Origin of the sequence: Flavobacterium sp. HJJ (genome assembly GCF_015351475.1) — a bacterium.
In the GTDB taxonomy this organism is placed as follows: Bacteria; Bacteroidota; Bacteroidia; order Flavobacteriales; family Flavobacteriaceae; genus Flavobacterium; species Flavobacterium marginilacus.
The window spans coordinates 156,167-180,101 of record NZ_JADKPR010000001.1 but is presented as its reverse complement, the minus strand read 5'-3'; the positions used below and the strand labels follow the sequence as shown (position 1 = coordinate 180,101).

The window sequence follows — 23,935 nt, the reverse complement described above, 5'->3', positions numbered from 1 at the left end:
ACAAATTATCTTATCACTAATTTAAATTTTCAATAGAAGAAATTTAAATACAATTGTAATTTTGGGGCAAATTTTAAAAACATAGTCATTTGTTATTCAGTGACTTGTGTGTTTTAGTTTTGGTAGGTGCGTAAAGTTAATATATAAATTAACACAAAATTTAAAGGGGTTAATTATTGTTAAATTTATATTAATTGTATGTTTTTTTTGCTGTATAATTATGACTTAAAATAAAAAGAAGCAATTTCTGAGAAATAACTAGATTTTCTATTAATTTTGAGAAACATAATTAAATACAATAAAATGACAAAGTTACAAGTAAGAGCATTTCTATATAATCTAGGCTGTTTTGCTATATTGTTTATAACATTTCGATATTTGGTAGAGCAATACACCAATTTATCTGGTTTTTGGATTCCAATGACCGCTTTTCTTGTGGGGACATTTCTGTCTCCAAAATTTCAGGCTGCTAAAACCAAAGACGGTGAAAAACTATTCATGTCCTGGCTGTTTGTAAAAGGGATTAAGGAAATAGGATAGTTTAGTTAGACAAAAAAAACAAAAAGAGCAAGATTGAAAATATACGGATTCAATTTTGCTCCTTTTTATGGATTCTATTTTAGGATTATTTCTTTTTAAGTGCAGGTTTTTTTGCGGGTACTACTTTTTTCTTATAAATTGGAATGAAATAAGAAACGGTATAATTAAAGCCAGCCCCAAAATTGCCATCATATGTTCTGTTGAATCCAGGAATATAAAGACTTTCAAATCCGCTTGGCTGGGAATTCGTAATTAATGTTTTTAATTGAAATCCAAAACCAACATATACATTATTGAAAACTTTTACATTGATTCCAGCAGCTACTTCTATCCAGCTTGCTGTTAATCCGTCATAAGTTTTACCAAATTCAATACTTGAATCCTGTCCAAAATAAGGATTCGGATTATAAATGGAATAGCTGTTTAAACGCTCATTAAATGCACTGAAACCGCCACGGACTCCAAATGTGATAAGGTTTTCCATGTCCAGCCAATTGATATAGGCATTGTAGTTAAAACCTGCTTTGAGATAGGCTCCGGTAGTAGTAGTGTTTAATAAAGGGTCTTCAACAGTAACATCTTCACTTCCTACTTCACCATACGCATAATATTTTTTTGTCAGACGATAGTCAGCAACAAATGCTATTCCTTTATAATTTGAATCATAAAAGGACCGCGCAATTTTAAAAACATCGGCACCAAGAATCAAACCATAGCGGTCTGTTTTTGGTTTAATAGTATCAATTGGCTGCTTGGGTTTATTATCCGGATTCTTTTCAGTTACGGTTTTACCGTTGGCTCCTTTGACAATTATTTCTGCAGGTGGTGATGCGGTGGTTTTTTTTTCTTGCGCCTGAACAAAAAACAATGACAACAAAAAGAAAAAACTAAAAGAAAATTTTAATGATTGTTTCATTTTCGTATGTTATGTTGTTTTGCACTACTATCATGTATTTAATCCACATTTGATCCGCAGCTGCAGAATCGGTTAATGTAAAAGGATTGTCTGCGTCCAAATTAAATATTGTTTTAAATCCGCAGGCTCTTGAAACGTAAAAATTTTCACGTGAGTATTTGAACTGTAAATTATCTTCGTTTACAAGTAACGGATTTCGGTTGCCGTAATTGCTGATAAACCTGTATTTTACAAGATCAGTTTCTATATTTAATGGAAGCAGTATATTATTACCGCTTGTTATATATTTTGAATCACCTGATACTGATGGTGACAAAACCACACCTTCAGTCATACCTTCGCCAATTACTTTTAGATTATTAACATTTTTCAACACAGTAGGATTGTTATAATCATAAAACTGAATCAGCATTCTTGGTGTAGTAGGCGTAGTTGGATCACAAATATCATCAGGCTCGCAGCTGGAAGAAGCGAAACCAAGAATCATTAAAAAAGCAAGTATTTTTTTCATTTATGCAGCGGCTTATCGTCTTTCCAAAAGTACAACATTTTCAACGTGATGTGTCTGCGGAAACATATCAACTGGGCGAACTCTTGTTACCTTGTATTTTTCGTCCATCAAAGCTAAATCTCGTGCCTGTGTTGCCGAGTTACAGCTCACATAAACTACTTTTTGAGGTCCGATTTTCATAATCTGTTCTACAACATCTTTGTGCATTCCGTCACGAGGCGGGTCAGTGATAATGACATCCGGGTGTCCGTGCTGTGCGATAAAAGCATCATTAAAAACAACTTTCATATCCCCGACAAAGAACTGGCAGTTGTCAATGCTATTGCGTTCGGCATTGGCTTTGGCATCTTTAATAGCGTCTGGTACACTTTCGACACCAATCACTTTTTTTGCTTTTTTGGATACAAACTGAGCAATTGTTCCTGTCCCGGTATATAAATCATAAACAGTTTCATTTCCGGTTAAACCGGCAAAATCTCTGGTAATTTTGTATAATTCGTATGCTTGATCCGAATTGGTCTGGTAGAAAGATTTAGCATTAATACTAAATTTTAATCCTTCCATTTCCTCAAGGATGTAATCTCTTCCTTTGTATAATTTAATATCAGTATCGTATAAAGTGTCATTTGCTTTATTGTTAACTACATATTGAAGGGAAGTAATCTGCGGGAATTTTTCGTAAAGGTGATCCAGAATCAATTCACGGTTCTTTTTATCGTTTTCAAAAAACTGAATCAAAACCATGATTTCTCCAGTCGAAGCTGTTCTTAGCATCAGCGTTCTCAATAAACCTTCGTGTGCTCTGGGATTAAAGAAAGTCAAACCGTTTGCATTTGCAAAAGAGCGGACTTCATTTCGGATGGCATTCGATGGATCTTCCTGTAAGTGACATTTGTTGATGTCCAGAATTTTGTCCCACATTTTTGGAATATGGAAACCAAGTGCATTTCTATTTCCTAAATCTTCTTCGCTTCCAATTTCAGCTTCGGTTAGCCAGCGGCTGTTTGAAAACGAAAATTCCATTTTATTTCTGTAAAAAAACTTTTTTTCAGAACCCAGAATTGATTCAAATTCAGGAAGTTCAATTTTGCCAATGCGCTGCAGATGATTTTTCACCTCATTTTGTTTAAAGAAAAGCTGCTGGCCGTAATTCATATTCTGCCATTTGCATCCGCCGCAGACACCAAAGTGTTCGCAGATTGGATCTACTCGATGTTCTGAAAACTCATGAAAATGAACTGCCTTTCCCTCATAATACGCTTTGCGTTTCTTGAAAGTCTGAACATCAACAACATCGCCGGGAACTACATTTGGAATAAAAACAACTTTACCATCGGGAGCTTTTGCAACCGAAACGCCTTTTGCACCAGCATCAAGGACTTTTATTTGATGAAAGACAACCTTGTCTGTATTTTTCTTTGCCATGGCGCAAAAATAAGGCTTTGGATTTATTTTTAGATTTTAATTTTAATTTTTTTTGCTAAAAATAAAAGCAAGAGGAGTCTTTATTGAAAATCATCATTCCAGTCTTTGGTGGTAACTGCCGAAATTTTATTTTCTGAGTTCATCGTCACTCTAAGCTCTTTATTTGCTTTTGCATAATCAAAAAGGGCTTTGAATCTATAAATGTTAGTATTGTCGGTCTTGTTTGGAACCATTTCTATAAAATCAAGATCTTTAAAATAACCATATTTCAGGCTGTATTTTGCACCAATTTCTTTGACTTTTTTTTCAGTTGAGTTGGCAATTACTTTATCTGTAGCTTCACTTTTTGAGAAAGGTTTAAATTTCGAAGTATTACAGGTCATTAAGACTCTTTTACCTAGTTCGTATGCTTTGTTTTTTTGAATCGCTTCTTCAGAAGTCATTTCATTAACAGAAACACTTTTGCCAATTAATTTACCATCTACTTTTTTGGTTTTACAGCTGTAAAGTACTAAAATGCAAATTAGTATAAATATTTTTTTCATGATTCAAGTTTTTTATTGAAACGAAATATTTATAATTAAAGTATAAAAATAATTGTACTGTTAGGGCCTTATCCCGCTTTCCGCTGCACACGAGCGAAGCGAACTGACGAAGTAATCGGGCGCAGAGGATTTGTAAATGGATTTGAAGATGAGACTAATTCATAAAAGAGATTAGTGTTTTTTTTCCATTCTTTTGAATAAAAATTCTCTTGACTGGATCAATCTGAATCTTTTTATTTGAGTTTTCTTCATGTATCAAGATGTCATTGTAATACAGTTTTTCTATATAAGCATAAAATTTATCGGCACCAGAACCTTCTCCTTTTGTAAATTTAAAATTAACATCCAGAGTATCGGTATCAGTTTCTGTAATCCGTACAAAAATGGTATTTTTCTTAATGCCTTTTTTACCAGTAATACCAGTATTCCAGTAGTATTTATCAATAGCAGCGTCATATTCAATTGTTCCTCCCTGATAGACATATTTTTTTGAATTGTTCTTTGGCGGAAGAGTTGAAGGATTATATTTTCCTTCGTAGGCAATTGGCACAATGATGTTGTTATTTAGGTTAAGTAAATCGGCATTTGCTGGACTGCTAAAATAAAACTGCAATTGATTTTCTCTTACAAAAGGTTCTGCAGTTTCCGGATCCTGTTCTTCATTGTCAGAAGAACTACAGCTTATTATAGTAAGACAAAAGAAAGCTATAAAAATATTTAGCGTTTTCATTGGAGGATGTTTGATAAGCTATTAGAAATTGCTGTTTACAGAATAAATTGCTTTTTTTTGTAAACAACTGCTTTACAAGTTACAATTTTTTAAATTAGCATTGTTAAATCTTTTTCAATAAGTATTATTTTTTAGTTAAATAAATTTATTTCTTACATTTTTTGTTAGTAAAAAACTTAATTTTGATTATTATCAATAAAAACAACAATTATGAAAAGAAATGCGACCGCAGTCTGGACTGGTTCCCTGAAAGAAGGAGCTGGAAAATTAACAACACAAAGTACGACCTTAAATAATACGCAATATTCATTCAAATCCCGATTTGAAGAAGGAGTAGGAACCAATCCCGAAGAACTTGCAGCAGCTGCACATGCAGGTTGTTTTACTATGCAGCTGACTGCTTTTATAGGAGAAACAAGCGCAGTTATTGAAAGCATAGAAACCAAATGCGATATTAGTTTAGTAGAAGGAACAATTAACAGTTCGCATTTAACAGTTAATGCTAAAATTGAAGGAATCTCAAATGAAACGTTTCAGGAATTAGTTACAAAAGCTGAGAAAAACTGCCCGATTTCAAAATTATTCAATACTGAAATCAGTACAACAGCAACTTTGCTTTAAAAGTAAACCAAGATTCTATCAAGAAATTAACCGCAAAGCAGAGCTTCATGAAAACTTTGCGGTTGATTTTTTTAATCAATTATGATTTTCTCTTTATGAATTCATAGTTAATGATGGTTAAAGAATAAAAAATACAATCTGCTGTAATTTTTCCTAAAATAGTTCCAGTAAAATAATTCCCTGTGATTGTAGGCATCCAATACATGCAGAAAGGCCGTATAAAAAAGAAATCCAAAATCGCAGGATAACCAAATTCCAGAAACAGATTCCAGATCAGAATCAGTATTTCCATGAAAGTAATCTTCTTGTTTTTTGCTTTATTTTCGGTAATTTTGGTTTTATACAATCTGTAAATCATTACACTATAAAACGCAGAATATTCGGCAAACGTAATTAAATAAGCAGTTGTTACCGCATTAAATATTTTACTAAACAGAGAAGCAGTCAATGCTGTGCTTGTCGCTGCAAGTTCAGAATATTTGTACCGATCAAACCATTCTTTGAAATTTGATTTTTTGGACATTTACATTTTCTTTTACCAAAGCTGATGTACCTGCGGTTTGATGTACTTTTCATAAATGGCATTCATCGCACTGATTTTTTCAGGAGTCAGTTCGGGCATGTCATATACAGAAAGATTAGATAAAACATGACTTTCCTTTGATGCGCCCGGAATAATACAGCTGATTTCGTTAAAACTTAAAATCCATTGCAGGGCAATAGGTGCTAAATTAGACATCCCTGGAAAAAGAGCTTTTAAAGCATCAACAGCCTGTAAACCCAATTCATAATTAATTCCTGAGAACGTTTCTCCTTTGTCAAAAGCAGCTCCGTCACGGTTAAAATTCCTGTGATCCTGTTCTCCAAATGAAGTTTTAGAATCATATAATCCCGTTAATAAACCACTCGCAAGCGGTACTCTTGCAATAATTCCGATATCTTTTCTTTTGGCTTCTTTAAAAAATAATTCCGATGGACGCTGACGGAAAAGATTGAAGATAATCTGAACAGTAGTTACGTTAGAAAATTCGATAGCTTTTAAGGCTTCTTCCACTTTTTCTACACTGACACCCAGATTTTGAATTTTTCCCTGCTCTTTCAGACGGTCAAACATTTCAAAGATTTCAGGGCGGTAAAACACCTGTGTCGGCGGACAGTGCAGCTGAATAAGATCGATTGTTTCCAATCCCATTCTTTTCAAGCTGTCTTCCACATATTGCTGCAGTACTTTTGGCTGATAGCCTTCATTTACATGCGGATTGATATGACGCCCGCATTTTGTAGCCACATAAATGCGTTCAGAGCGGGAGCGAACGACTCTGCCCACTGCAGTTTCACTCAGGCCGTTTTCGTAAACATCGGCAGTGTCAATAAAATTAACGCCTTTGTCAATTGCGGTATTGATTAATTCATCGGCGGTTTTGTCATTAAATGGCGAACCCCATTTTCCGCCCACCTGCCATGTGCCAAGTGCTATTTCTGAAATATTAAAATTGGTTTTTCCTAGTTTGCGATAATTCATATTTTATAAGTTTCTAAGTTGCTGAGATACTAAGTTTCTGAGTTTTTAAATGTTGTTTTTTTTAGCTTTTGTCTTAGTAACTCAGTAACTTAGAAGCTTAGAGACTTTTTTTAGTCAAATAAATCGGAAGATAAATAGCGGTCGCCACGATCACAGATAATGGCAACTACAACTCCAGATTCTAATTGATTGGCAATTTTTACGGCCACAGCAACAGAACCACCGCTGCTCATTCCTGCAAAAACACCTTCTTCTCTGGCTAATCTTTTGGTCATTATTCGGGCTTCTTCTTCGCTGATATCAATAGTTATATCCACTTTTGACCCATCATAAATTTTTGGCAGATATTCCTGTGGCCACTTTCTAATACCTGGAATTTGTGATCCATCGCTGGGCTGTGCTCCAATAATCTGGATATTTGGGTTTTTCTCTTTCAGATAAGTTGAGGTCCCTATAATTGTTCCGGTAGTTCCCATTGCAGATACAAAATGTGTTACAGTTCCATCTGTATCATTCCATATTTCGGGTCCGGTAGTTTTGTAGTGTGCTTTCCAGTTGTCGTCATTGGCAAACTGATTCAGCATGACATAGCCTCCTTCGGCAACTTTTTTGTCGGCATAATCTCTTGAACCAATGATTCCTTCGCTAGCCGGAGTCTGAATAACTGTTGCGCCATAGGCCTGCATGGTTTGTGTGCGTTCGATAGTAGAATCTTCGGGCAATACCAACTCGATTTCGATATTAAATAATTGGGCTATCATAGCTAAAGCAATTCCAGTATTTCCGCTGGTTGCTTCAATTAATTTGTCGCCTTTTTTGATCTCGCCTCTTTCGATGGCAGAAGCAATCATGTTGTAGGCAGCGCGGTCTTTTACGCTCCCTCCAGGATTGTTCCCTTCCAATTTTAATAACAGTTTTACGTTTTTATTTGCTACCAGATTGACGGTTTCAACTAATGGAGTATTACCGATTAATTCTGTTAATTTATAAGTATTCATTTTACTTTTTTTCTTTTATTTTGACTTCAGTTGTGGTGGTGTTCAATACGATTGAATCATGAGGAATTGATTTGGTTACCCATGAATTTCCACCAACGATACTATTTTTGCCTATAACGGTATTGCCTCCCAAAATAGTTGCATTGGCATAAATGCATACATTTTTTTCTACAGTAGGATGTCTTTTGGAATTTTTCATTTCCTTGCTCACGCTTAATGCTCCCAAAGTAACTCCCTGATATATTTTTACATTTTTCTCGATAACTGCAGTTTCACCAATTACAATTCCGGTGGCATGATCGATGAAGAAAGGCGAAGCAATGTCGGCACCTGCATGAATATCAGTTCCAGTAATTCGATGGGCATATTCGCTCATCAATCTTGAAAAAAGCATCAAGTCAAGCAAGTACAGCTCATGGCTCAATCTATAAATAGCAATGGCATAAAATCCTGGATAGGCAAGATAAATTTCTTCAATTCCATTGGAAGCTGGGTCATTCTCTAAGATGTAAGAGGCGTCTTTATTCAGGTTTTCTAATACAACTGGAAGTTTATCTAAAAAACTGATCCATGCATTGTCGCAGCAGTCTTGGGGCTTTTTGCAGGCCAAAGAAGCAATTTCTTTGAATTGTTTTTCTAATTCATCAATGCTTTCATTTAATGGCGCATTCGAATCAAATAAGGTGTAAAATAATTTTTCGGTAAAGGCTTCAGTCTTCGTCTTTATGCTGTAATTTATAGTAAAATTACTTTTTAAAGCACTAATATTTTGAACAATCAGATCTTTGGTCATGATTATGAAATTGTATTGTTATTTATGAAGGCATAAAAGTAAGGTGTTTTTTAGAGAAAATAACAACGATTACTCAAAGAATTGGTTGAAGCATCACCGTTTTACGAGATATAACAGAATCGTTTCTTTTTGGAAATTATATCACATTAAAATTTTAGATTCCAATATAGATTTCATAATAAAATATCCTTTTTTGTTTGGATGAACTCCATCATTAGAATAAATGGATTGTAACCCTTTTTGTTCATCTGCCATAACCGAATAATAATCAATATATTCAATAGTATTAGCTTTCGCATATTGAAATATCATTGTATTAAGAGTTTCGATTTTTTCAGCGGACTGTATTCCTTTTCGCCAAGGATAATCCAAAGCGGGCAGGAGGGAGCATAAAACAGGTTCAATCTTATTTGCTTTGGCTAACTCACACATCGATATAAGATTTCCTAAAATAATTTCGAGAGTTGTCGGGCCAGTATTTCCTGCAATATCATTGGTACCAGCCAAAATAATGACTTTTTCAGGTTTCAGTTCGATTACATCGGGTCTAAAACGCAATAACATTTGTGGCGTTGTCTGGCCATTTATGCCTCTATTAATATAATTTTTGTTGATAAAGAATTCTGGATCATGGATTTACCAGCCTGCTGTAATAGAATCACCAAAAAACACTATTCTTTTTTCTTCGACAGGTAAAGCTATAATTTGAGCATTTTCATCTTTGAATCTGTTTAAATATCCCCAATCTGGATTTTTGATTTTTTTCTCCATTATAATCTTGAAAGCAGAAAGCATTTGTTTTGTTTTTTTTCAAAGTTAAAACTAATCTTTAAAAATAAATGCCCCAGATTAAAATGATTTCAAGGACTTAGTCTGTGGAAATCATTTAATCTGTGGCAACTTTAAAAAATTTAATTAATAAGAATTGTGTTATTACTCTTGCAAAATACTTACTATCATCCTAATTCGTAATTTTTAATTCGTAATTACTGCTTAGAAACCAAATTCTACTAATTCCTCAGGATTTTCAATGCAGTTTTCTATGTCATTGATGAATAAATCAATTTGTTTTTTGGTTACATTAGGCATGCAGATGACATGCGAGATATCGCCTTCTGTAGCCAATTGCCATTTGGATTTAACTTCTTCTGCTATTTTTGGAAAAACAACGGTTATTGAATTTGGATTCCTCCAGGCTTCGATTCCAATGCTTTTTAATCTTTGCTCACAATATTCGGCTGTTTCGAGGCTGTGCAGATAGCGTTTTTTTAGACCTTCAACTCCCAGTTTTTTTAAAGTGTACCATAAAAACAAAGGACAATGGCCGTTTCTTGAGCCTGTAATGGTTGTATCTAGAGATCCGATGTATGAAATTCCTTTTGAGATTCGGTCCCTGTTGGAACGCTTTGTAATAATTACACCAGTTGGAATAGGAGAGCCAATGAATTTGTGTCCGCTGATGGAAATGCTGTCGGCTCCATCGGTAAAATCAAATGGTAATCGAGGCTCCATAAAAGCGCCGTAGCTGCCCGATAAAGCGGCATCACAGTGAATATAGCTGTCCTGTATGGCCAGTCCTTTTAATATATTCCTGATTTTTGAGACATCATCTTTGGCTTCTTTCATCGTTGTTCCAAAAGTGGTAAGTACGATCGCTGGTTTGTGCCGGTTCATTTTTACTGTATTTTCAAAATCGATATAATCAATTTCACCGTTTTCCTGCGAACGGATAACGATACTCGGAATGTTGAGCAGATGAATGTTTTTGCGGACACTGTAATGCGTCGATTCGGAGTAGTAAACCATCGCTTTTGGATACAATTCACGAGCCAGATACAATCCGTACAAGTTGCTTTCGGAACCGCCGTTGGTCACATAGCCCCAATAATCTTTTGGGTTGGCGCGGAATAATTTGGCAAAAAATCCAACGACTTCTCTTTCGAGCTCGTGGGTCTGGACTTTGTAGGTGCAGTCTTCAAAGGGATCGCCAAGATTATTGATAGGGTATTTTAAAAAATGACTGATTTCTGAATAATCAAAATCTTTCGATACCGGATAGCCCAAGAAATTATCTCTGGCATTTTCGATATATTGTGTTAGTTCGAACAAACGCTGATTGTCCTGCTCGGAAAGTGATTCTGAAATGGCTGCCATGATATTTTTTCTGTAAATATAGTTTTAAAGAATTAATATTCTGTATTTGTTATGTAATTCAAAATATAATTCTAATTTTGAATGTTAATTCAGTTTTTTAATATTGAATTTAATCTTCCTTTTTTCTAAAACCATATAATTATTCTGTAATGGATGCGATAGACAAAAAAATATTGATGCTTTTGCAAAAAGATGCCAAGCAAAATACCAAAGAAATAGCTGAGAAAGTTGGATTATCTGTTTCTCCAACTTTTGAAAGAATCAAAAAACTGGAACAGAAACAGTATATCAAGAATTATGTGGCTTTGCTTGATGCTGATAAAATTGGGAAATCAATCAGTGTATATTGTCAGGTGACTCTGGCGGTGCATTCGAGGGAATTGATAGATGATTTTAAACAGCATGTACTTGTCCTTCCTGAAGTTTCGGGATGCTTTCATGTGTCGGGAAATTATGACTTTTTGCTGAAAGTCGCTGTTAATGACATGAATGAATACCAAAAGTTTGTGATTGATAAACTATCGGTAATCAAAGGAATTTCGAATGTGCAGAGTTCTTTTGTCATGGAGGAAATTAAAAATGACTTTGCTTATAATCTTTAAAAAAAAACCGACTTGTTTTCACAAATCGGTTGTGTATTGAGTATTAATTTTTTATTCAAATAATCCTTCGATACTTAAATAACGTTCTCCAGTATCGTAGCAAAAAGTCAGTACTTTGGATCCTGCCGGGATTTCTTTTACTTTTTTAGCAACAGCTGCTAATGACGCTCCTGAAGAAATTCCTAATAAGATGCCTTCTTCTTTGGCAGCTCTTTGGGCATATTCAAAAGCTTCATCTTTACTTACTTGTATAGTTCCGTCGAGAGCTTCAGTATGCAGGTTAGTTGGAATAAAACCTGCTCCAATCCCTTGAATAGGGTGGGGTGAATGTGTTCCTCCGCTTATAACCGGAGATAATTCTGGCTCTACGGCAAAGACTTTTAGGTTTGGAAAATGCTGTTTCAGTGCTTCGGCACAGCCTGTAATGTGACCGCCGGTTCCAACACCAGTAATCAGATAATCCAATCCATTAGGAAAAGCTTTTATTATTTCCTGTGCTGTGGTGTTTTTGTGGATTTCAATATTTGCGGGGTTATCAAACTGATAAGGGATCCATGAATTTGGAATGCCGCTTGCTATTTCTTCAGCTTTTTCAAGCGAGCCTTTCATTCCTTTTTCACGCGGAGTAAGCACAAATTCAGCTCCATAGATACTCATCAAACGGCGTCTTTCTACAGACATCGAGTCAGGCATTACCAAAATTAGTTTATATCCTTTTACGGCAGCGACCATTGCAAGTCCAATACCAGTATTTCCTGAAGTTGCCTCTATGATAGTACTTCCTTTTTGCAGTAATCCTTTTTGCTCAGCGTCTTCCACCATAGAAAGAGCAATTCTGTCCTTGATGCTGGCTCCTGGGTTTGTTTTTTCAAGTTTTACCCAAACATTGGCATCTGGTCCGTATAATTTATTGATTTTTACGTGCGGCGTATTGCCAATGGTTTCTAATATGTTATTGTGTGTCATTTTTTCTGTTTTTTAGATGCTAGTAAATATAAAGCATAAAATGCTATTTTCAAAATTATATATTTATTAATTCTATAAGTTTTGTAGAGATTTTGTTTAAATAAAAACCCCGATATGAAATATTTCCAAATCGAGGTTTATAATTATTATGATTATCGTTGAGACGTACTGTTACGCGTCTACAATAATTGTGATTTATTACAAGTGAATTACTTCGCCGTAAGCATCAGCAACAGCTTCCATAACAGCCTCACTCATTGTTGGGTGAGGGTGGATCGCTTTAAGGATTTCATGTCCGGTAGTTTCCAATTTACGGGCTACGACTGCTTCAGCAATCATATCAGTAACACCGGCACCAATCATGTGGCATCCTAACCATTCTCCGTATTTGGCATCAAAAATTACTTTTACAAAACCGTCTGGAGTTCCGGCAGCTTTTGCTTTTCCTGAAGCAGAGAATGGGAATTTACCAATTTTCAATTCGTATCCTTTTTCTTTTGCTTGTTTTTCAGTCAAACCAACAGAAGCGATTTCTGGTGTTGCATAAGTACATCCAGGAACGTTTCCGTAATCAATTGGTTCAACGTGTAATCCAGCAATTTTCTCCACGCAGTTAATACCTTCAGCAGAAGCTACGTGAGCCAATGCCTGACCAGGAGTTACGTCACCAATTGCATAGTAACCAGGAATGTTAGTTGCGTTGTAAGCGTTTACCAAGATTTTGTCTCTGTCAACAGCAATACCTACTTCTTCCAATCCGATGTTTTCGATATTAGTTTTGATTCCAACAGCAGACAATAAGATATCAGCTTCAAGAACTTCTTCGCCTTTTGCAGTTTTAACATAAGCTTTAACTCCAGCTCCAGAAGTGTCAATACGCTCTACTGATGAATTTGTCATAATTTTGATACCCGCTTTTTTCAAAGAACGCTCAAATTGTTTTGAGATATCTTCGTCTTCAACCGGAACTACGTTTGGCATAAATTCTACTATAGTCACATCAGTTCCCATGGAGTTGTAGAAATGTGCAAATTCAACTCCAATTGCTCCAGAACCTACTACAATCATAGATTTTGGCTGTGTTGGTAATGTCATTGCCTGACGGTATCCAATTACTTTTACACCATCTTGTGGCAAGTTTGGTAACTCACGAGAACGAGCTCCAGTAGCAATGATAATGTGGTCAGCACTGTATTCAGTAACTTTTCCGTCTTTATCAGTAACGTCAAGTTTTTTACCTGGTTTCAATTTTCCAAAACCATCAATAACGTCAATTTTATTTTTTTTCATCAAGAATTGAACTCCTTTGCTCATTCCTTCTGCAACACTACGGCTACGTTGTACAACAGCCGAAAAATCTTTATCAAATTCATTTACAGTTAGTCCGTAATCTGAAGCATGTTTCAAATAATCAAAAACCTGAGCCGATTTTAGTAACGCTTTAGTTGGAATACAACCCCAATTTAAACAGATACCGCCAAGGTTTTCTTTTTCAACTACAGCTACTTTAAATCCTAATTGAGAGGCTCTAATTGCTGTAACATATCCTCCAGGGCCACTTCCTAAAACTATAATATCGTATTTCATTTCTTTTCGTATTTTCTAAATTAATTTAAGTTTCCAAAATTAAGGATTTATTCTGTCTTGAGAAAGTTTCCATCAAATTTTTCTATTATGAACGGTTATCAATTGCTCTACTTGACAGTCATATACGGGCATCCTTGTAAAACCGAAATTAAGGATGTACCTTTGCAATGTGATTTTTTTCTCTTCCATTAGAGAGTCAGAGGATATTAATCTTTGGTTGATTTAATTTTTTTAGGATGAACATTGTTATTATTGAGGATGAGGATTTGGCGGCTGAGTCTTTAGAGAAATTATTATTGAAAAGCAGTCGGAATGTTGTAGTTATAAAACGTTTGGAAAGTGTATCTGAAGCTTTAGAATGGTTTAAGGACAATAGCTGTGATTTGATTTTTAGTGATATACATCTTGGGGATGGAGAAAGTTTTGAGATTTTCGAAACTTTAGATGTAAAGATTCCTATCGTTTTTACTACTGCTTTTGATAAGTATGCCATACAATCTTTTCAGTTTTTTGCAATCGACTATTTGTTAAAACCTTATGATGAGGATAAACTTAATAGCGCCATAGAAAAATATTTTAGCATTAATGTTTCTGCTCCTGTTGAATTTAATAAGATTGAGCGTTTTTTGCAGCAATTAAAGTCTAATGAAAAAAACACAAATATTCAAGAACGTTTTTTGGTTTCCAGAGGCGAGCAATTGATTTCAATAAATAGCAATGAGATTGCTTATTTTATGGCTCAGGATAAGTATCTTTTTTTATTTACGAATACTGGTGATAGTTTTTTGTACGAAGACACTATTTCTAACATAGAGTTTAAATTGTCCAGTAAAGATTTTTTTAAAATTAATAGAAAGTTTATTGTAAGTCATCATGCTATAAAACAGATATTTAAGTACAGTCAAAATAGATTGAAGCTAGAATTACAGCCAGTGCCTAATTTTTCGGAGTTGATTTTGGTTAGTTCAAAAAGCACCAAGGATTTTAAAAATTGGCTTAATAATTAATAGCAGCTGTTATTGCAAATGAAATTTCTAATTCGAGCAAAAAAACATCAGAGATACTTATATTTGAGTATCTTTATTATTGTCTTATTCTTTGCAGGGAGTTCACTAATAACTCCTAAAATCACCACAGTTACTGAGAATTTAATTGAACATATAGTACAAGACAATTTAAAATCCAAAGAGAATATTATTGCTTTTGAATTTAATCAACTGAATCAATTTTTAGAAGATTCTGAAAAAATGATTAACAGTTCATCAGCTGTTTCGATACCAAATTTGAAGTCTAAATTACTGTTTAATAGTGATTTGTCAGTAAGTAATCCCAATGTGTCCAATAGTTTTGTTTGTTTTTTAGATAAAAAATTGAACAAGGATATTTGTTTTTCTAAAAAAAACAATACTGTCTATAGACATGAAATTATCAGTTGGATAAATACTTTAAAAAAAAACACTAAGGAAGTTTTTTTAGACAGTGTTGTTAAAAGCCAAGGAGGCGTTTTTAATAGAAAGATAGTTGCTGAAAAATTAGCCAATGGTACTATAGTAATTATTGGTTATGATGTCGATTTATTGCATTTTTGGAAATATTACTCTGAAGTGTATAAAGGCGAGGGTGGTTATACAGTGGTTACAAATGCAAAGGGGATATGTATTCTGCATCCCGATACTAGATATATTGGTAATCCGCTGCCTAATTTTTTTAAAACTTTTTCTATAACAAAAGTGCTTAAAAATTCGGAAAATATAAATAGTTATTATCAACCTGATGATAAAAATATACTCAAAGAAAAAGCGATTTCGACTTTTTTAGGTATAGAAGTATTACGGTATTATGATGCTGTAAAAATAGGAAGAAACTCTTTGGTTGTTATTGTAAGTTTTCCTGTAGATATTTATCTTAAAGAATCAATTGTTTCCATTAAAAAGTATTTTTCATGGATGACCGTTTTTGCTTTTTGTGCATTTATGCTTTTGTTAGCTGTTTCTAGAACTCAATTAAAAAAAGAATTTGCCGAGAATCTGATAATAGTAAATGAAAAGGAAGATTTAATACGGGTTAATGAAAAATTTCAACATGAAAATGCCGTTTTACAGCTGAGTCAATTGAAGAAAAAGATGAATCCTCATTTTTTATTCAATAGTTTAAACTCTTTACATGTTTTAATTGGATCGAAACCAGAAGTATCCCAGCAGTTTGTTTTAAAATTAGCCGATGTATATCGCTATCTTTTAGAAGAGAGAGAGCAGCATTTGGTTACAGTTAAAAAGGAGTTAGAATTTTTAAAGCAATATATTTTCTTGCAGGAAATTAGGTTTAGCAGCAGTTTGAATGTTTCTATATCCTGCGAATGTGAAGCTAAATTTCTGCTAAAAAAAATCCCTTTTTTATCTCTGGAAACATTGGTAGAGAATGCAATAAAACATAATGAAATTACCAAGCAGAAACCTTTGTATATAAGCATAGTTATTCACGAGACCGAAATTATTGTGAGTAATAATTATGCCCCAAGAAAAAATAAAGATCAAAGCAGTCATCATATTGGTTTGGATTATCTGAGAAACAATTATGAGTATTATCAGGTAGATACTTTTCGTACTGTAATTGAGGACGGGGCATTCAAATGTTACTTGCCTTTGTTGTCTTGAAAATATAATTTCACTCCCTTTTTTAAAGAGTTCACTCTGTTCTGTTTTTTCAAATAGGATGTCTTTTGCATCTTTACCCATAAATTCTTGAATTATTAGATTTTATGAATGCTTTCTGGTTTAAATAGTTTTTTTTCTGTTAAAACAAGTTAATTCATCGCATTATTTGTATTGATAGATGGTTTTATCAAATAAAAAAGCAGGCGGCTTTGTAAAGTAGATTAGAGAAAGAATTTAGAATTTTAGGTTAGAGCCTAACATAATTAATTATATAATTTAAATATTTGAATAAAAGATGATTAAAAAAATACTTTATTTCTTAATCCTTATACCCGCAGCTCTATTGGCTCAAAATAAGAAAATTATTAGCGGAAGGGTAATCGAAGCAAAAACTCAAATGCCTATTGTCGGAGCATCAGTCTATGTTTCTTCTGCAATTATTGGGAACCAAACCAAGATTGCCGGGGTGCTTCAAGGAGCAATGATTGGAACTACTACTAATACTGATGGGAAGTTTACATTGTCAGTTTCTGAAGACATAAAAAATCTTTTGGTTTCCTATATGGGTTTTGAAACCGAAGTAGTAAGTGTATCAAAATCGGGTTCTAACTTGAAAATTCAACTGAAAGAGAGTTCGGAAGTTTTGAAAGAAGTCGTTTTAATGGGGTATCAGAGTATTGAGAAACGAAAACTTACTTCTTCTTATGCAGTAATTAATGCATCTGAAATTAAGCAGTCTGCAGTAGCAAATGTCGACCAAATGTTAATGGGGCAAGTTGCTGGAGTTGTTATTCAGCCTACTAACGGAGCGCCAGGAGCTCCTTCAAAGATTTCGATTCGTGGGACATCTACTTTAAATGGTACATCCGATCCTTTATGGGTTTTGGATGGAATTCCTTTGGAAGGCAATAATGTACCTTCAGATTTTAAAGACAAAGACAATATTGATAATTTAAAATCCTATGCTATTGGGGGATTAAACCCTGATGATATTGAAAATATAACCATTTTAAAAGATGCTTCGGCTACTTCTATTTATGGTGCAAGAGCTGCCAATGGGGTTATTGTTATTACAACTAAGAAAGGTAAAAAAGGCGCGATGCGTATCAATTTTAATGCGAACAGTTTTGTGACTCAAAAACCTGACTTTGGTAAATTAAATTTGATGAATTCTGCTCAAAAAGTAGATTTTGAGTTGTTTTTAGCAAGCCGTTCCGATTTGAATTACCATGAAGATAGAGGTGCGGTAGCTCGAATTTTAAATGCGAACAACGAGTATGCTGCTTTTAGAGACAATGGATTTGCAAGTCTTTCTAAAGCCACTCAAAATTCCATAAATGATTTAAAAAAGACAAATACCGACTGGGGTAATGAGATTTATCAAATGGCGGTAAACCAACAGTATAGTTTGAGTCTTTCGGGCGGAAATGACACAAATGATTACTATTTTTCTACAGGAATTTATGATGAAAAAGGAACTACGAAAGGGACAGGTTTAAGACGGTACACTATTACGCTGAAAGATAATTTTTCAGTAAATGATAAATTAAAATTTGGTGTGTCTTTATTTGGAAGCCAGAATAAAACGGGTTCTTATATTACAGATGCAGATGGTTATACCAGTCCGTCTTATTATTCCAGAACAGCTAATCCTTATTTGAAAGTATATGATGCCAATGGCAATTATGCTTATGACCCTGATTTGGTAGAAAGATCTGATTTGAATTTAAATTATAATCCTGTAGAAGAAAGAAAAAATACACAATATGATTTAACAGCCAATTCTCTTAAATCAATCTTTGACGCAAATTATAAATGGAACAAGAATTTTAGTCTTGCTTCGCAGCTAGGTTTGCAATTGGATTTTGATAAAACAGAGAAATATTCGGCAGAGAATAGTTATTATACACGAAAATACAATCAACAATCACAGTATCTTACAGCAACTGGTGATGCTGCTTATTATATGCCAAAAGGAGGAATTATTCAGAATTGGAATGCTGATTCTTTTCAATACAATTGGAAAACAACAGCCAATTTTAATAAAACCTTCAATTCACTGCATGAAGTAGATGTTATGGCAGGAACTGAGTTTAGAAGAAATAAAAGAACCGAAGTGCATACTAAAGGATTTGGTTTTAATCCTAATACATTAACCACTACTGCTATCACAAACGAATTATCCTTAACGAATTCACTTTTTAAACCTTATAGAAAAACGTTTAATGAAAATGCTTTTGCATCATTCTTTGGTACAGCTTCTTATACTTTTGATAAAAAATATACCGTTTTTGGCAGTTTGCGCTATGATGGTTCTAACTTGTTTGGTGTTGATGTTAAATACAGATATCTGCCATTGTGGTCTGTAGCTGGTTCATGGAATGTTTTTAGAGAAAACTTTATGGATGGAATCGATCTAATAAGCGATTTGAAATTGAGAGCTTCTTATGGAATACAAGGAAACATTGATAAAACTACCTCTCCTTACGTAGTTGGGGTATATGGCAGCGAAACTATTCTGCCAGGAATGACAGAAGATGTTATTCGTGCTTTGAGTGCTCCTAACGGAAAATTAAGATGGGAAAAAACCGTATCCTCAAACTTTGGTTTTGATTTAGGTATTTTAAATAATAGAGTTAACCTAACGGCAGATTATTATAATAGAAAGAGTACAGACTTGATTGGATTGAGAGCTGTACCACTGGAAAGCGGTTATAATTTTATCAATACAAACTGGGGATCGGTAACCAACAGTGGTTATGAGCTGTCTGTTACTTCCAAAAATATTTCGACTCCAAATTTTGGATGGTCTACGGGACTTAATATTTCCCATAATAAGGATGTAGTTAACGAAATTCAGATAAGAGATGAAGATTTTAAACCTTCGCTAAAAGGCTATAGCTCTAGTGCTATTTTTGCAATAAAAACAGCTGGAATAGACAGTAATGGCTTGCCTTTGTTCTGGAAAGACGGAAAGAAAGTAACGGCAGTAGATTTTTATAAATTAGAAAATGGTACTAATGGAAGCCAATTGACTAGAGAAGAACATAGAAAATTGTATTCTTATGTAGGAGACGCAATGCCAAAAATTAGTGGTGGTTTTAGAAATAGTTTCCGATACAAACAATATGAACTAAGAATTTTATCTAATTTCAATATCAAACAAACCGTTAAAACTGCGCCAACATATTATCCAACAATGGCTGACCCTAGCAAAAATTATAGTACCGATATCTTAAAAGCTGGAACAGGAAAATATCCTGCTTTAATCGGGTTAAACTCACCAGGTTTTGATACTGATTTGGTTTACACTTGGTACACCTCCTCCGATGAAGGAAAAACATACAACGATTTGGATATTTGGGTTAAAGATATTTCATATATACGTATCAGCAGTATTAGACTTGGATATGATTTACCAAAAAAATATTTGGACGAGCTAAATTTGTCCAGCTTTAATTTCAACATCGAAGGACGTAATTTATTCGTTTTTGGAACCAGTTATAATGGGTATTTCGATCCAGAAACTTACGGAAGTATCTATGCACAACCTATTCCTAAAATAGTTTCTTTAGGATTTAATCTTTCTTTTTAAAAACAGGAAAACATGAAAAAAATTAATTATATATTTTTATTTCTTGCTCTAAATTTAGTCTCTTGTAACGATTATTTAGACATAGAGCCTGTAGGGCAGGTAATACCAAAATCAGTAGAGGAATATAGAAGTTTCCTAACTGCTGCTTATGCTGTTTCAAAAGAATATAAAGTATTTACAGCTTATCGTGCTGACGAATTGTCATTGAAAACAAATGCTGTTGGTATAGAGTACTATCAAGATATTTTTATTTGGAATGATTTGAATCCTAGTCCTTCAACAAGTGCTTTTCCTTATGCAGGTTTGTATAACACTATATTTTATGCCAACCACGTCATTAACAATGCGGCAACTATGGAAGGGGAGATGGCTGCTAAAAATCAGTTAGTGAGCGAGGCTTATGCGTTGCGCGCAATGACTTATTTTGAGTTAGTCAATCTTTACGCAAAACCATATAATAAAACTACCGCCAGTACTGATTCTGGAGTGCCAATTACTACCGAATATGATTCGGATAAAGCATACCCAGTAAAAACAGTTCAAGAAGTTTATAACTTAATATTGAGCGATATTAGCCAAGCGGAAACTCTGGAAAATGTTAAACAGCAGACATTAGGCTACAATTATAGATTTTCTACGATTGCTGTGAAAGCTTTGAAAACAAGAGTGTATTTGTATCAAAAGGAATGGCAGAAAGCGATTGATGCAGCTAAAGAAGCTTTAGCTATAAAAAGTGCAATTCAGGACTTGAATAGCAATGTAACTATTATGCCTTCTGAATATAACTCGGCAGAGTCAATTTTAGCATTAGAAACTGTTGCAACTTTTGACATAGTAAATAATGCCTCCATTTCGGATGATTTGATTTCGGCTTATGATAAAACCAATGATTTGCGTTTTGATTTATATTTTGGTAAAAATACAGATGGATCTTATCGCTCTAAGAAAAGTAAAGACACCAAATTCAAGGCATCATACAGAACTGCTGAATTGTTTTTGACGACTGCAGAATGTTTGGTTCAGTTGAATGACATTGCAGCGGCTAAGCAAAAATTAATCGATTTTACTAAAAACAGATACACTCCTGCTGGCTGGACAGCTTATAAAACTAAAGTAAATGCTTTAAATGCAACTGATTTATTGACCGAAATACTTGAAGAACGCCGAAGAGAGTTTGCAATTGAGGGCTACAGATGGAATGATTTGAGAAGAACAACGCAGCAAGCTTTGACCAAAAACTTTAATGGAAAAAATTACACACTGGCTAAAAATGATAGCCGATACGTAATTCCATTTCCAAAAGAGGCAACTATAAATAATCCCAATTTATAGAATAAAGCCATTTTAAACTGTTGTTATCTTGTGGTTTAAGATGTTGAATAAAGAAGATAAATAAAACCCATTTTAACCTATTTTTAATTATGAAAAGAATTTTTTCGACTCTGTGTTTGTTTATAGCAGTAGCTATATCAACGGTTTCTTGTTCAAGCGATAGCGAATCAGCTTCAAGCTTAGCCAGTATTAATGATTTTAAAATTGCAATTGCTAATGTTGATGTTGCATCAATTACTTATAATTTAGGTACTGCTATTACAGTGAGTGTGCCTTATGGAGCAAGTTTAGAGGCTGTTATACCAACTATCACAGTTTCTGATAAAGCTACAATTTCGCCGGCATCTGGCACAAAAGTTAGCTTTGTTAATGGAGAATCTAAACCATTTACTGTTACTGCCGAGGATGGAACAACAAAAGTATATACGGTTACTATTAAAGTTCGTCCAGAAGTGGGCAGTGGTTCTAAATTAAAAACATATAAATTGAATGATTTATTTGGTGAAAACTCTACTACAACTTTTACAAAATACAATACAGCCAATTTTGTAACTGAGTTTACCAAGGATGTGGATGATTTTGGGGATATTACTTCTACTACTTATACATTAGTGTACAATGATAAAAATGAAGTGATAGAGAAAAAGTCTGAAACAGCTAAAGAAAGCACTGTTTACACATACAATAGTGCAGGTCAAATTACGACTGCCGTTTATAAAAAGAATTCAGTCTTGACTTATACCTACGCATATACGTATGACACAGCTGGAAATTTAGCTTCTGAAAAAAGAACAGCTCATGCTGAAAAAGATGCAGTTTCTGAAGTGAAATATACGATTGTTAATGGAAACGTTACCAAAGAGAACCGATTTGGAGAGGATTATACTGCTGCTTACGATTCAAAAAACAATCCTTTCAAAGGGATTTATCCATCTGCTTATGCTGCAATTAATGCAGGAATTCAATCCGTAAATGTTAACAATCCTATTAAAGGTACTTTTGCTGATCCTGCAGGAGTGAAATACATATACAATACAGATAACTATCCTGTAAGTGCTGAATATACTTATTTTGATGGTTTGGCTACGGTATCAAAAACATTTACTTACTACGCTAATTAAGTAATTTTTTTTTAAAGAATTGAAACAAACACTCTTTTTTAAGGGTGTTTGTTTTTTATAAATAGTTATGAAAAATGAATAAATACTTATTTATATTGCTCTTTGCATGTTTATGCAGTTGCAATGGGTGCTCTTCGGATAGTGAGGATAAAAATGCAGAAATAGTTTTAAGCAATGAGGATTTGCTCATAAAGCGGTACAATGAATTAGTTGTTCCAATGTTTAAAAGCTATAATGGTATTGAAATTCCTAGTGAGTTTCATGTTGATGCCAAAGACAAAACGATCAATGCTGGAGCTTCTTTTGGCTATGTAGAGGTAAGTCAAGGATTGATTGAGGTTAAAAAACTATCACTGCAAATTTTTGTTTTATCACATGAGGTATCCCATATTGTTACTATTTCGCAGGCAAAATTATTTGGTTTAAAAGGAGAGATTCCAAGAGGAGCTGTAATCAACGACTATAAAAAAGCTGAATACTTGGCCGATTTAATTGCGGTACATTTAATGCAGACCAAATTGCCTAAAGAGTTTGAATCTTTGTATGCAGATTTTGATTATTTACAGAAATTGCTTGGGCCAGCAACTTTTACACATCCTTCGGGTTTGGATAGGGTTAATTCTCTAAAAGAATATCTCAATAATAGTAAAGAAGAAAACGAAGCAACAGCTTTCAAAAAACAGTTTCTTAGCATTTGGAATAGGGATTAACAAGTATCGCAAGTTTCAAAGTTCTAGAGAATCGAAAATATAGTTTAAAAATCAATTAAGCATAATCTACCTGAACTCAGGCTATGTGTGTATTTTTAGGTTCCGCTTTTTTATTAATACCTACGCCATGCTATTATTATGGCGCGCCTCTCGATTGTATAGGCGTTACCTTTGTTTTTTATAGGCGAGCCTTTAACTTTTGTAGGCTCGCCTATGGTTTTTGTAGGCGGTGCCTGCGTTTTTTATAGGCGCACCTATCTATTTTATAGGTGTGGCCTTTGTTTTTTATAGGCACGCCTATAGTTTTGATAGGTACTGCCTGCCTTTTTTATAGGCGAGCCTTTAACTTTTGTAGGCTCGCCTATGGTTTTTGTAGGCGGTGCCTACGTTTTTTATAGGCGCAACTATCTATTTTATAGGTGTGGACTTTGTTTTTTATAGGCACGCTTATGGATTGTTTAGGCGCGCCATAGTTTTAGTATGGCACGTCTATGGTTTTGATAGGTTCGCTTGTACTATTTGCAGGGCAAGGCAAACGACCGAGTTCTTTTTACAACAGATTCGCAGATTTTATATAAATTTATATGGCTATCCATTTCTAGTACCATTTCAT

The 23,935-nt window shown here is 34.2% G+C and carries 23 protein-coding genes; 9 read left to right on the top strand and 14 right to left on the bottom strand.

The features are described 5' to 3' along the window. The first annotated feature begins 303 nt into the window (after positions 1–303). Positions 304–540, top strand: coding sequence for a hypothetical protein (locus tag IRZ80_RS00780; RefSeq protein ID WP_194639261.1), 237 nt, complete (start codon positions 304–306; stop codon positions 538–540). Between the two features lie 85 nt (positions 541–625). Here the strand turns inward: IRZ80_RS00780 and IRZ80_RS00775 are convergent, their stop codons facing one another. The 5 genes from IRZ80_RS00775 to IRZ80_RS00755 form a co-directional block, all read right to left on the bottom strand. After that, on the bottom strand, positions 626–1,456 hold the full coding sequence (locus tag IRZ80_RS00775) for a DUF6048 family protein (protein WP_194639260.1): 831 nt from the start codon (positions 1,454–1,456) through the stop codon (positions 626–628). Beyond that, positions 1,428–1,967, bottom strand: coding sequence for a DUF6452 family protein (locus tag IRZ80_RS00770; protein WP_228520764.1), 540 nt, complete (start codon positions 1,965–1,967; stop codon positions 1,428–1,430). The genes IRZ80_RS00775 and IRZ80_RS00770 overlap by 29 nt, the downstream gene beginning before the upstream one ends. Before the next feature lie 12 nt (positions 1,968–1,979). Next, positions 1,980–3,392, bottom strand: a complete 1,413-nt coding sequence (rlmD, locus tag IRZ80_RS00765; RefSeq protein WP_194639259.1) for a 23S rRNA (uracil(1939)-C(5))-methyltransferase RlmD — start codon at positions 3,390–3,392, stop codon at positions 1,980–1,982. A gap of 80 nt (positions 3,393–3,472) precedes the next feature. Beyond that, entirely contained in the window at positions 3,473–3,937 is a 465-nt protein-coding gene (locus IRZ80_RS00760; protein WP_194639258.1) for a hypothetical protein, read from the bottom strand. Between the two features lie 154 nt (positions 3,938–4,091). Continuing rightward, positions 4,092–4,667: a hypothetical protein gene (locus tag IRZ80_RS00755; RefSeq protein WP_194639257.1), complete on the bottom strand. Its 576-nt coding sequence runs from the start codon at positions 4,665–4,667 to the stop codon at positions 4,092–4,094. A gap of 210 nt (positions 4,668–4,877) precedes the next feature. Here IRZ80_RS00755 and IRZ80_RS00750 point away from each other — a divergent pair, with 210 nt between their 5' ends. Further along, on the top strand, positions 4,878–5,288 hold the full coding sequence (locus IRZ80_RS00750; RefSeq protein ID WP_194639255.1) for an OsmC family peroxiredoxin: 411 nt from the start codon (positions 4,878–4,880) through the stop codon (positions 5,286–5,288). 79 nt (positions 5,289–5,367) lie between these two features. Here IRZ80_RS00750 and IRZ80_RS00745 read toward each other — a convergent pair whose 3' ends face one another. The 7 genes from IRZ80_RS00745 to IRZ80_RS00720 form a co-directional block, all read right to left on the bottom strand. Next, positions 5,368–5,811 (bottom strand): hypothetical protein, encoded by a 444-nt coding sequence (locus IRZ80_RS00745; protein WP_194639253.1) that lies wholly within the window; start codon positions 5,809–5,811, stop codon positions 5,368–5,370. 12 nt (positions 5,812–5,823) lie between these two features. Continuing rightward, positions 5,824–6,810, bottom strand: coding sequence for an aldo/keto reductase (locus IRZ80_RS00740; RefSeq protein WP_194639251.1), 987 nt, complete (start codon positions 6,808–6,810; stop codon positions 5,824–5,826). A gap of 110 nt (positions 6,811–6,920) precedes the next feature. Next, positions 6,921–7,808: a cysteine synthase CysM gene (cysM, locus tag IRZ80_RS00735; RefSeq protein WP_194639249.1), complete on the bottom strand. Its 888-nt coding sequence runs from the start codon at positions 7,806–7,808 to the stop codon at positions 6,921–6,923. 1 nt (position 7,809) lies between these two features. Continuing rightward, complete coding sequence (gene epsC, locus IRZ80_RS00730; RefSeq protein ID WP_194639247.1) at positions 7,810–8,601, bottom strand: serine O-acetyltransferase EpsC; 792 nt, start codon at positions 8,599–8,601, stop codon at positions 7,810–7,812. Between the two features lie 141 nt (positions 8,602–8,742). Beyond that, positions 8,743–9,201, bottom strand: coding sequence for a GDSL-type esterase/lipase family protein (locus tag IRZ80_RS00725; RefSeq protein ID WP_317174703.1), 459 nt, complete (start codon positions 9,199–9,201; stop codon positions 8,743–8,745). Between the two features lie 36 nt (positions 9,202–9,237). Beyond that, a complete protein-coding gene (locus IRZ80_RS21110; protein WP_255549589.1) occupies positions 9,238–9,372 on the bottom strand; it encodes a hypothetical protein in 135 nt (44 codons plus the stop codon). A 222-nt stretch (positions 9,373–9,594) separates the two neighbouring features. Continuing rightward, positions 9,595–10,755, bottom strand: coding sequence for a histidine decarboxylase (locus IRZ80_RS00720; protein ID WP_194639245.1), 1,161 nt, complete (start codon positions 10,753–10,755; stop codon positions 9,595–9,597). 149 nt (positions 10,756–10,904) lie between these two features. On the opposite strand from IRZ80_RS00720, the gene IRZ80_RS00715 reads away from it, so the two are divergent. Further along, positions 10,905–11,357, top strand: a complete 453-nt coding sequence (locus IRZ80_RS00715) for an Lrp/AsnC family transcriptional regulator (protein WP_194639242.1) — start codon at positions 10,905–10,907, stop codon at positions 11,355–11,357. A 51-nt stretch (positions 11,358–11,408) separates the two neighbouring features. Here IRZ80_RS00715 and cysK read toward each other — a convergent pair whose 3' ends face one another. Next, positions 11,409–12,323: a cysteine synthase A gene (cysK, locus tag IRZ80_RS00710; protein ID WP_194639240.1), complete on the bottom strand. Its 915-nt coding sequence runs from the start codon at positions 12,321–12,323 to the stop codon at positions 11,409–11,411. A 198-nt stretch (positions 12,324–12,521) separates the two neighbouring features. After that, complete coding sequence (gene lpdA / locus IRZ80_RS00705) at positions 12,522–13,910, bottom strand: dihydrolipoyl dehydrogenase (RefSeq protein ID WP_194639238.1); 1,389 nt, start codon at positions 13,908–13,910, stop codon at positions 12,522–12,524. 236 nt (positions 13,911–14,146) lie between these two features. Here lpdA and IRZ80_RS00700 point away from each other — a divergent pair, with 236 nt between their 5' ends. The 6 genes from IRZ80_RS00700 (at position 14,147) to IRZ80_RS00675 (ending at position 23,322) form a co-directional block, all read left to right on the top strand. Continuing rightward, a complete protein-coding gene (locus IRZ80_RS00700; RefSeq protein ID WP_194639236.1) occupies positions 14,147–14,917 on the top strand; it encodes a LytR/AlgR family response regulator transcription factor in 771 nt (256 codons plus the stop codon). 63 nt (positions 14,918–14,980) lie between these two features. Further along, positions 14,981–16,564 (top strand): sensor histidine kinase, encoded by a 1,584-nt coding sequence (locus tag IRZ80_RS00695; protein ID WP_194639234.1) that lies wholly within the window; start codon positions 14,981–14,983, stop codon positions 16,562–16,564. Positions 16,565–16,859: 295 nt separating this feature from the next. After that, positions 16,860–20,159, top strand: a complete 3,300-nt coding sequence (locus IRZ80_RS00690) for a SusC/RagA family TonB-linked outer membrane protein (RefSeq protein ID WP_194639231.1) — start codon at positions 16,860–16,862, stop codon at positions 20,157–20,159. Between the two features lie 12 nt (positions 20,160–20,171). Next, positions 20,172–21,491, top strand: a complete 1,320-nt coding sequence (locus IRZ80_RS00685) for a RagB/SusD family nutrient uptake outer membrane protein (RefSeq protein WP_194639222.1) — start codon at positions 20,172–20,174, stop codon at positions 21,489–21,491. An 89-nt stretch (positions 21,492–21,580) separates the two neighbouring features. Next, a complete protein-coding gene (locus IRZ80_RS00680) occupies positions 21,581–22,612 on the top strand; it encodes a hypothetical protein (RefSeq protein WP_194639219.1) in 1,032 nt (343 codons plus the stop codon). A gap of 74 nt (positions 22,613–22,686) precedes the next feature. Beyond that, entirely contained in the window at positions 22,687–23,322 is a 636-nt protein-coding gene (locus IRZ80_RS00675; RefSeq protein ID WP_194639218.1) for a hypothetical protein, read from the top strand. Positions 23,323–23,935: the final 613 nt, after the last annotated feature.

What these genes read in the sequence shown, in the direction of transcription:
- IRZ80_RS00780 (WP_194639261.1), top strand. Translation starts at nt 304, where the DNA reads ATGACAAAGTTACAAGTAAGAGCATTTCTATATAATCTAGGCTGTTTT.
- IRZ80_RS00775 (WP_194639260.1), bottom strand. Translation starts at nt 1,456, where the DNA reads ATGAAACAATCATTAAAATTTTCTTTTAGTTTTTTCTTTTTGTTGTCA.
- IRZ80_RS00770 (WP_228520764.1), bottom strand. Translation starts at nt 1,967, where the DNA reads ATGAAAAAAATACTTGCTTTTTTAATGATTCTTGGTTTCGCTTCTTCC.
- rlmD (WP_194639259.1), bottom strand. Translation starts at nt 3,392, where the DNA reads ATGGCAAAGAAAAATACAGACAAGGTTGTCTTTCATCAAATAAAAGTC.
- IRZ80_RS00760 (WP_194639258.1), bottom strand. Translation starts at nt 3,937, where the DNA reads ATGAAAAAAATATTTATACTAATTTGCATTTTAGTACTTTACAGCTGT.
- IRZ80_RS00755 (WP_194639257.1), bottom strand. Translation starts at nt 4,667, where the DNA reads ATGAAAACGCTAAATATTTTTATAGCTTTCTTTTGTCTTACTATAATA.
- IRZ80_RS00750 (WP_194639255.1), top strand. Translation starts at nt 4,878, where the DNA reads ATGAAAAGAAATGCGACCGCAGTCTGGACTGGTTCCCTGAAAGAAGGA.
- IRZ80_RS00745 (WP_194639253.1), bottom strand. Translation starts at nt 5,811, where the DNA reads ATGTCCAAAAAATCAAATTTCAAAGAATGGTTTGATCGGTACAAATAT.
- IRZ80_RS00740 (WP_194639251.1), bottom strand. Translation starts at nt 6,810, where the DNA reads ATGAATTATCGCAAACTAGGAAAAACCAATTTTAATATTTCAGAAATA.
- cysM (WP_194639249.1), bottom strand. Translation starts at nt 7,808, where the DNA reads ATGAATACTTATAAATTAACAGAATTAATCGGTAATACTCCATTAGTT.
- epsC (WP_194639247.1), bottom strand. Translation starts at nt 8,601, where the DNA reads ATGACCAAAGATCTGATTGTTCAAAATATTAGTGCTTTAAAAAGTAAT.
- IRZ80_RS21110 (WP_255549589.1), bottom strand. Translation starts at nt 9,372, where the DNA reads ATGGAGAAAAAAATCAAAAATCCAGATTGGGGATATTTAAACAGATTC.
- IRZ80_RS00720 (WP_194639245.1), bottom strand. Translation starts at nt 10,755, where the DNA reads ATGGCAGCCATTTCAGAATCACTTTCCGAGCAGGACAATCAGCGTTTG.
- IRZ80_RS00715 (WP_194639242.1), top strand. Translation starts at nt 10,905, where the DNA reads ATGGATGCGATAGACAAAAAAATATTGATGCTTTTGCAAAAAGATGCC.
- cysK (WP_194639240.1), bottom strand. Translation starts at nt 12,323, where the DNA reads ATGACACACAATAACATATTAGAAACCATTGGCAATACGCCGCACGTA.
- lpdA (WP_194639238.1), bottom strand. Translation starts at nt 13,910, where the DNA reads ATGAAATACGATATTATAGTTTTAGGAAGTGGCCCTGGAGGATATGTT.
- IRZ80_RS00700 (WP_194639236.1), top strand. Translation starts at nt 14,147, where the DNA reads ATGAACATTGTTATTATTGAGGATGAGGATTTGGCGGCTGAGTCTTTA.
- IRZ80_RS00690 (WP_194639231.1), top strand. Translation starts at nt 16,860, where the DNA reads ATGATTAAAAAAATACTTTATTTCTTAATCCTTATACCCGCAGCTCTA.
- IRZ80_RS00685 (WP_194639222.1), top strand. Translation starts at nt 20,172, where the DNA reads ATGAAAAAAATTAATTATATATTTTTATTTCTTGCTCTAAATTTAGTC.
- IRZ80_RS00680 (WP_194639219.1), top strand. Translation starts at nt 21,581, where the DNA reads ATGAAAAGAATTTTTTCGACTCTGTGTTTGTTTATAGCAGTAGCTATA.
- IRZ80_RS00675 (WP_194639218.1), top strand. Translation starts at nt 22,687, where the DNA reads ATGAATAAATACTTATTTATATTGCTCTTTGCATGTTTATGCAGTTGC.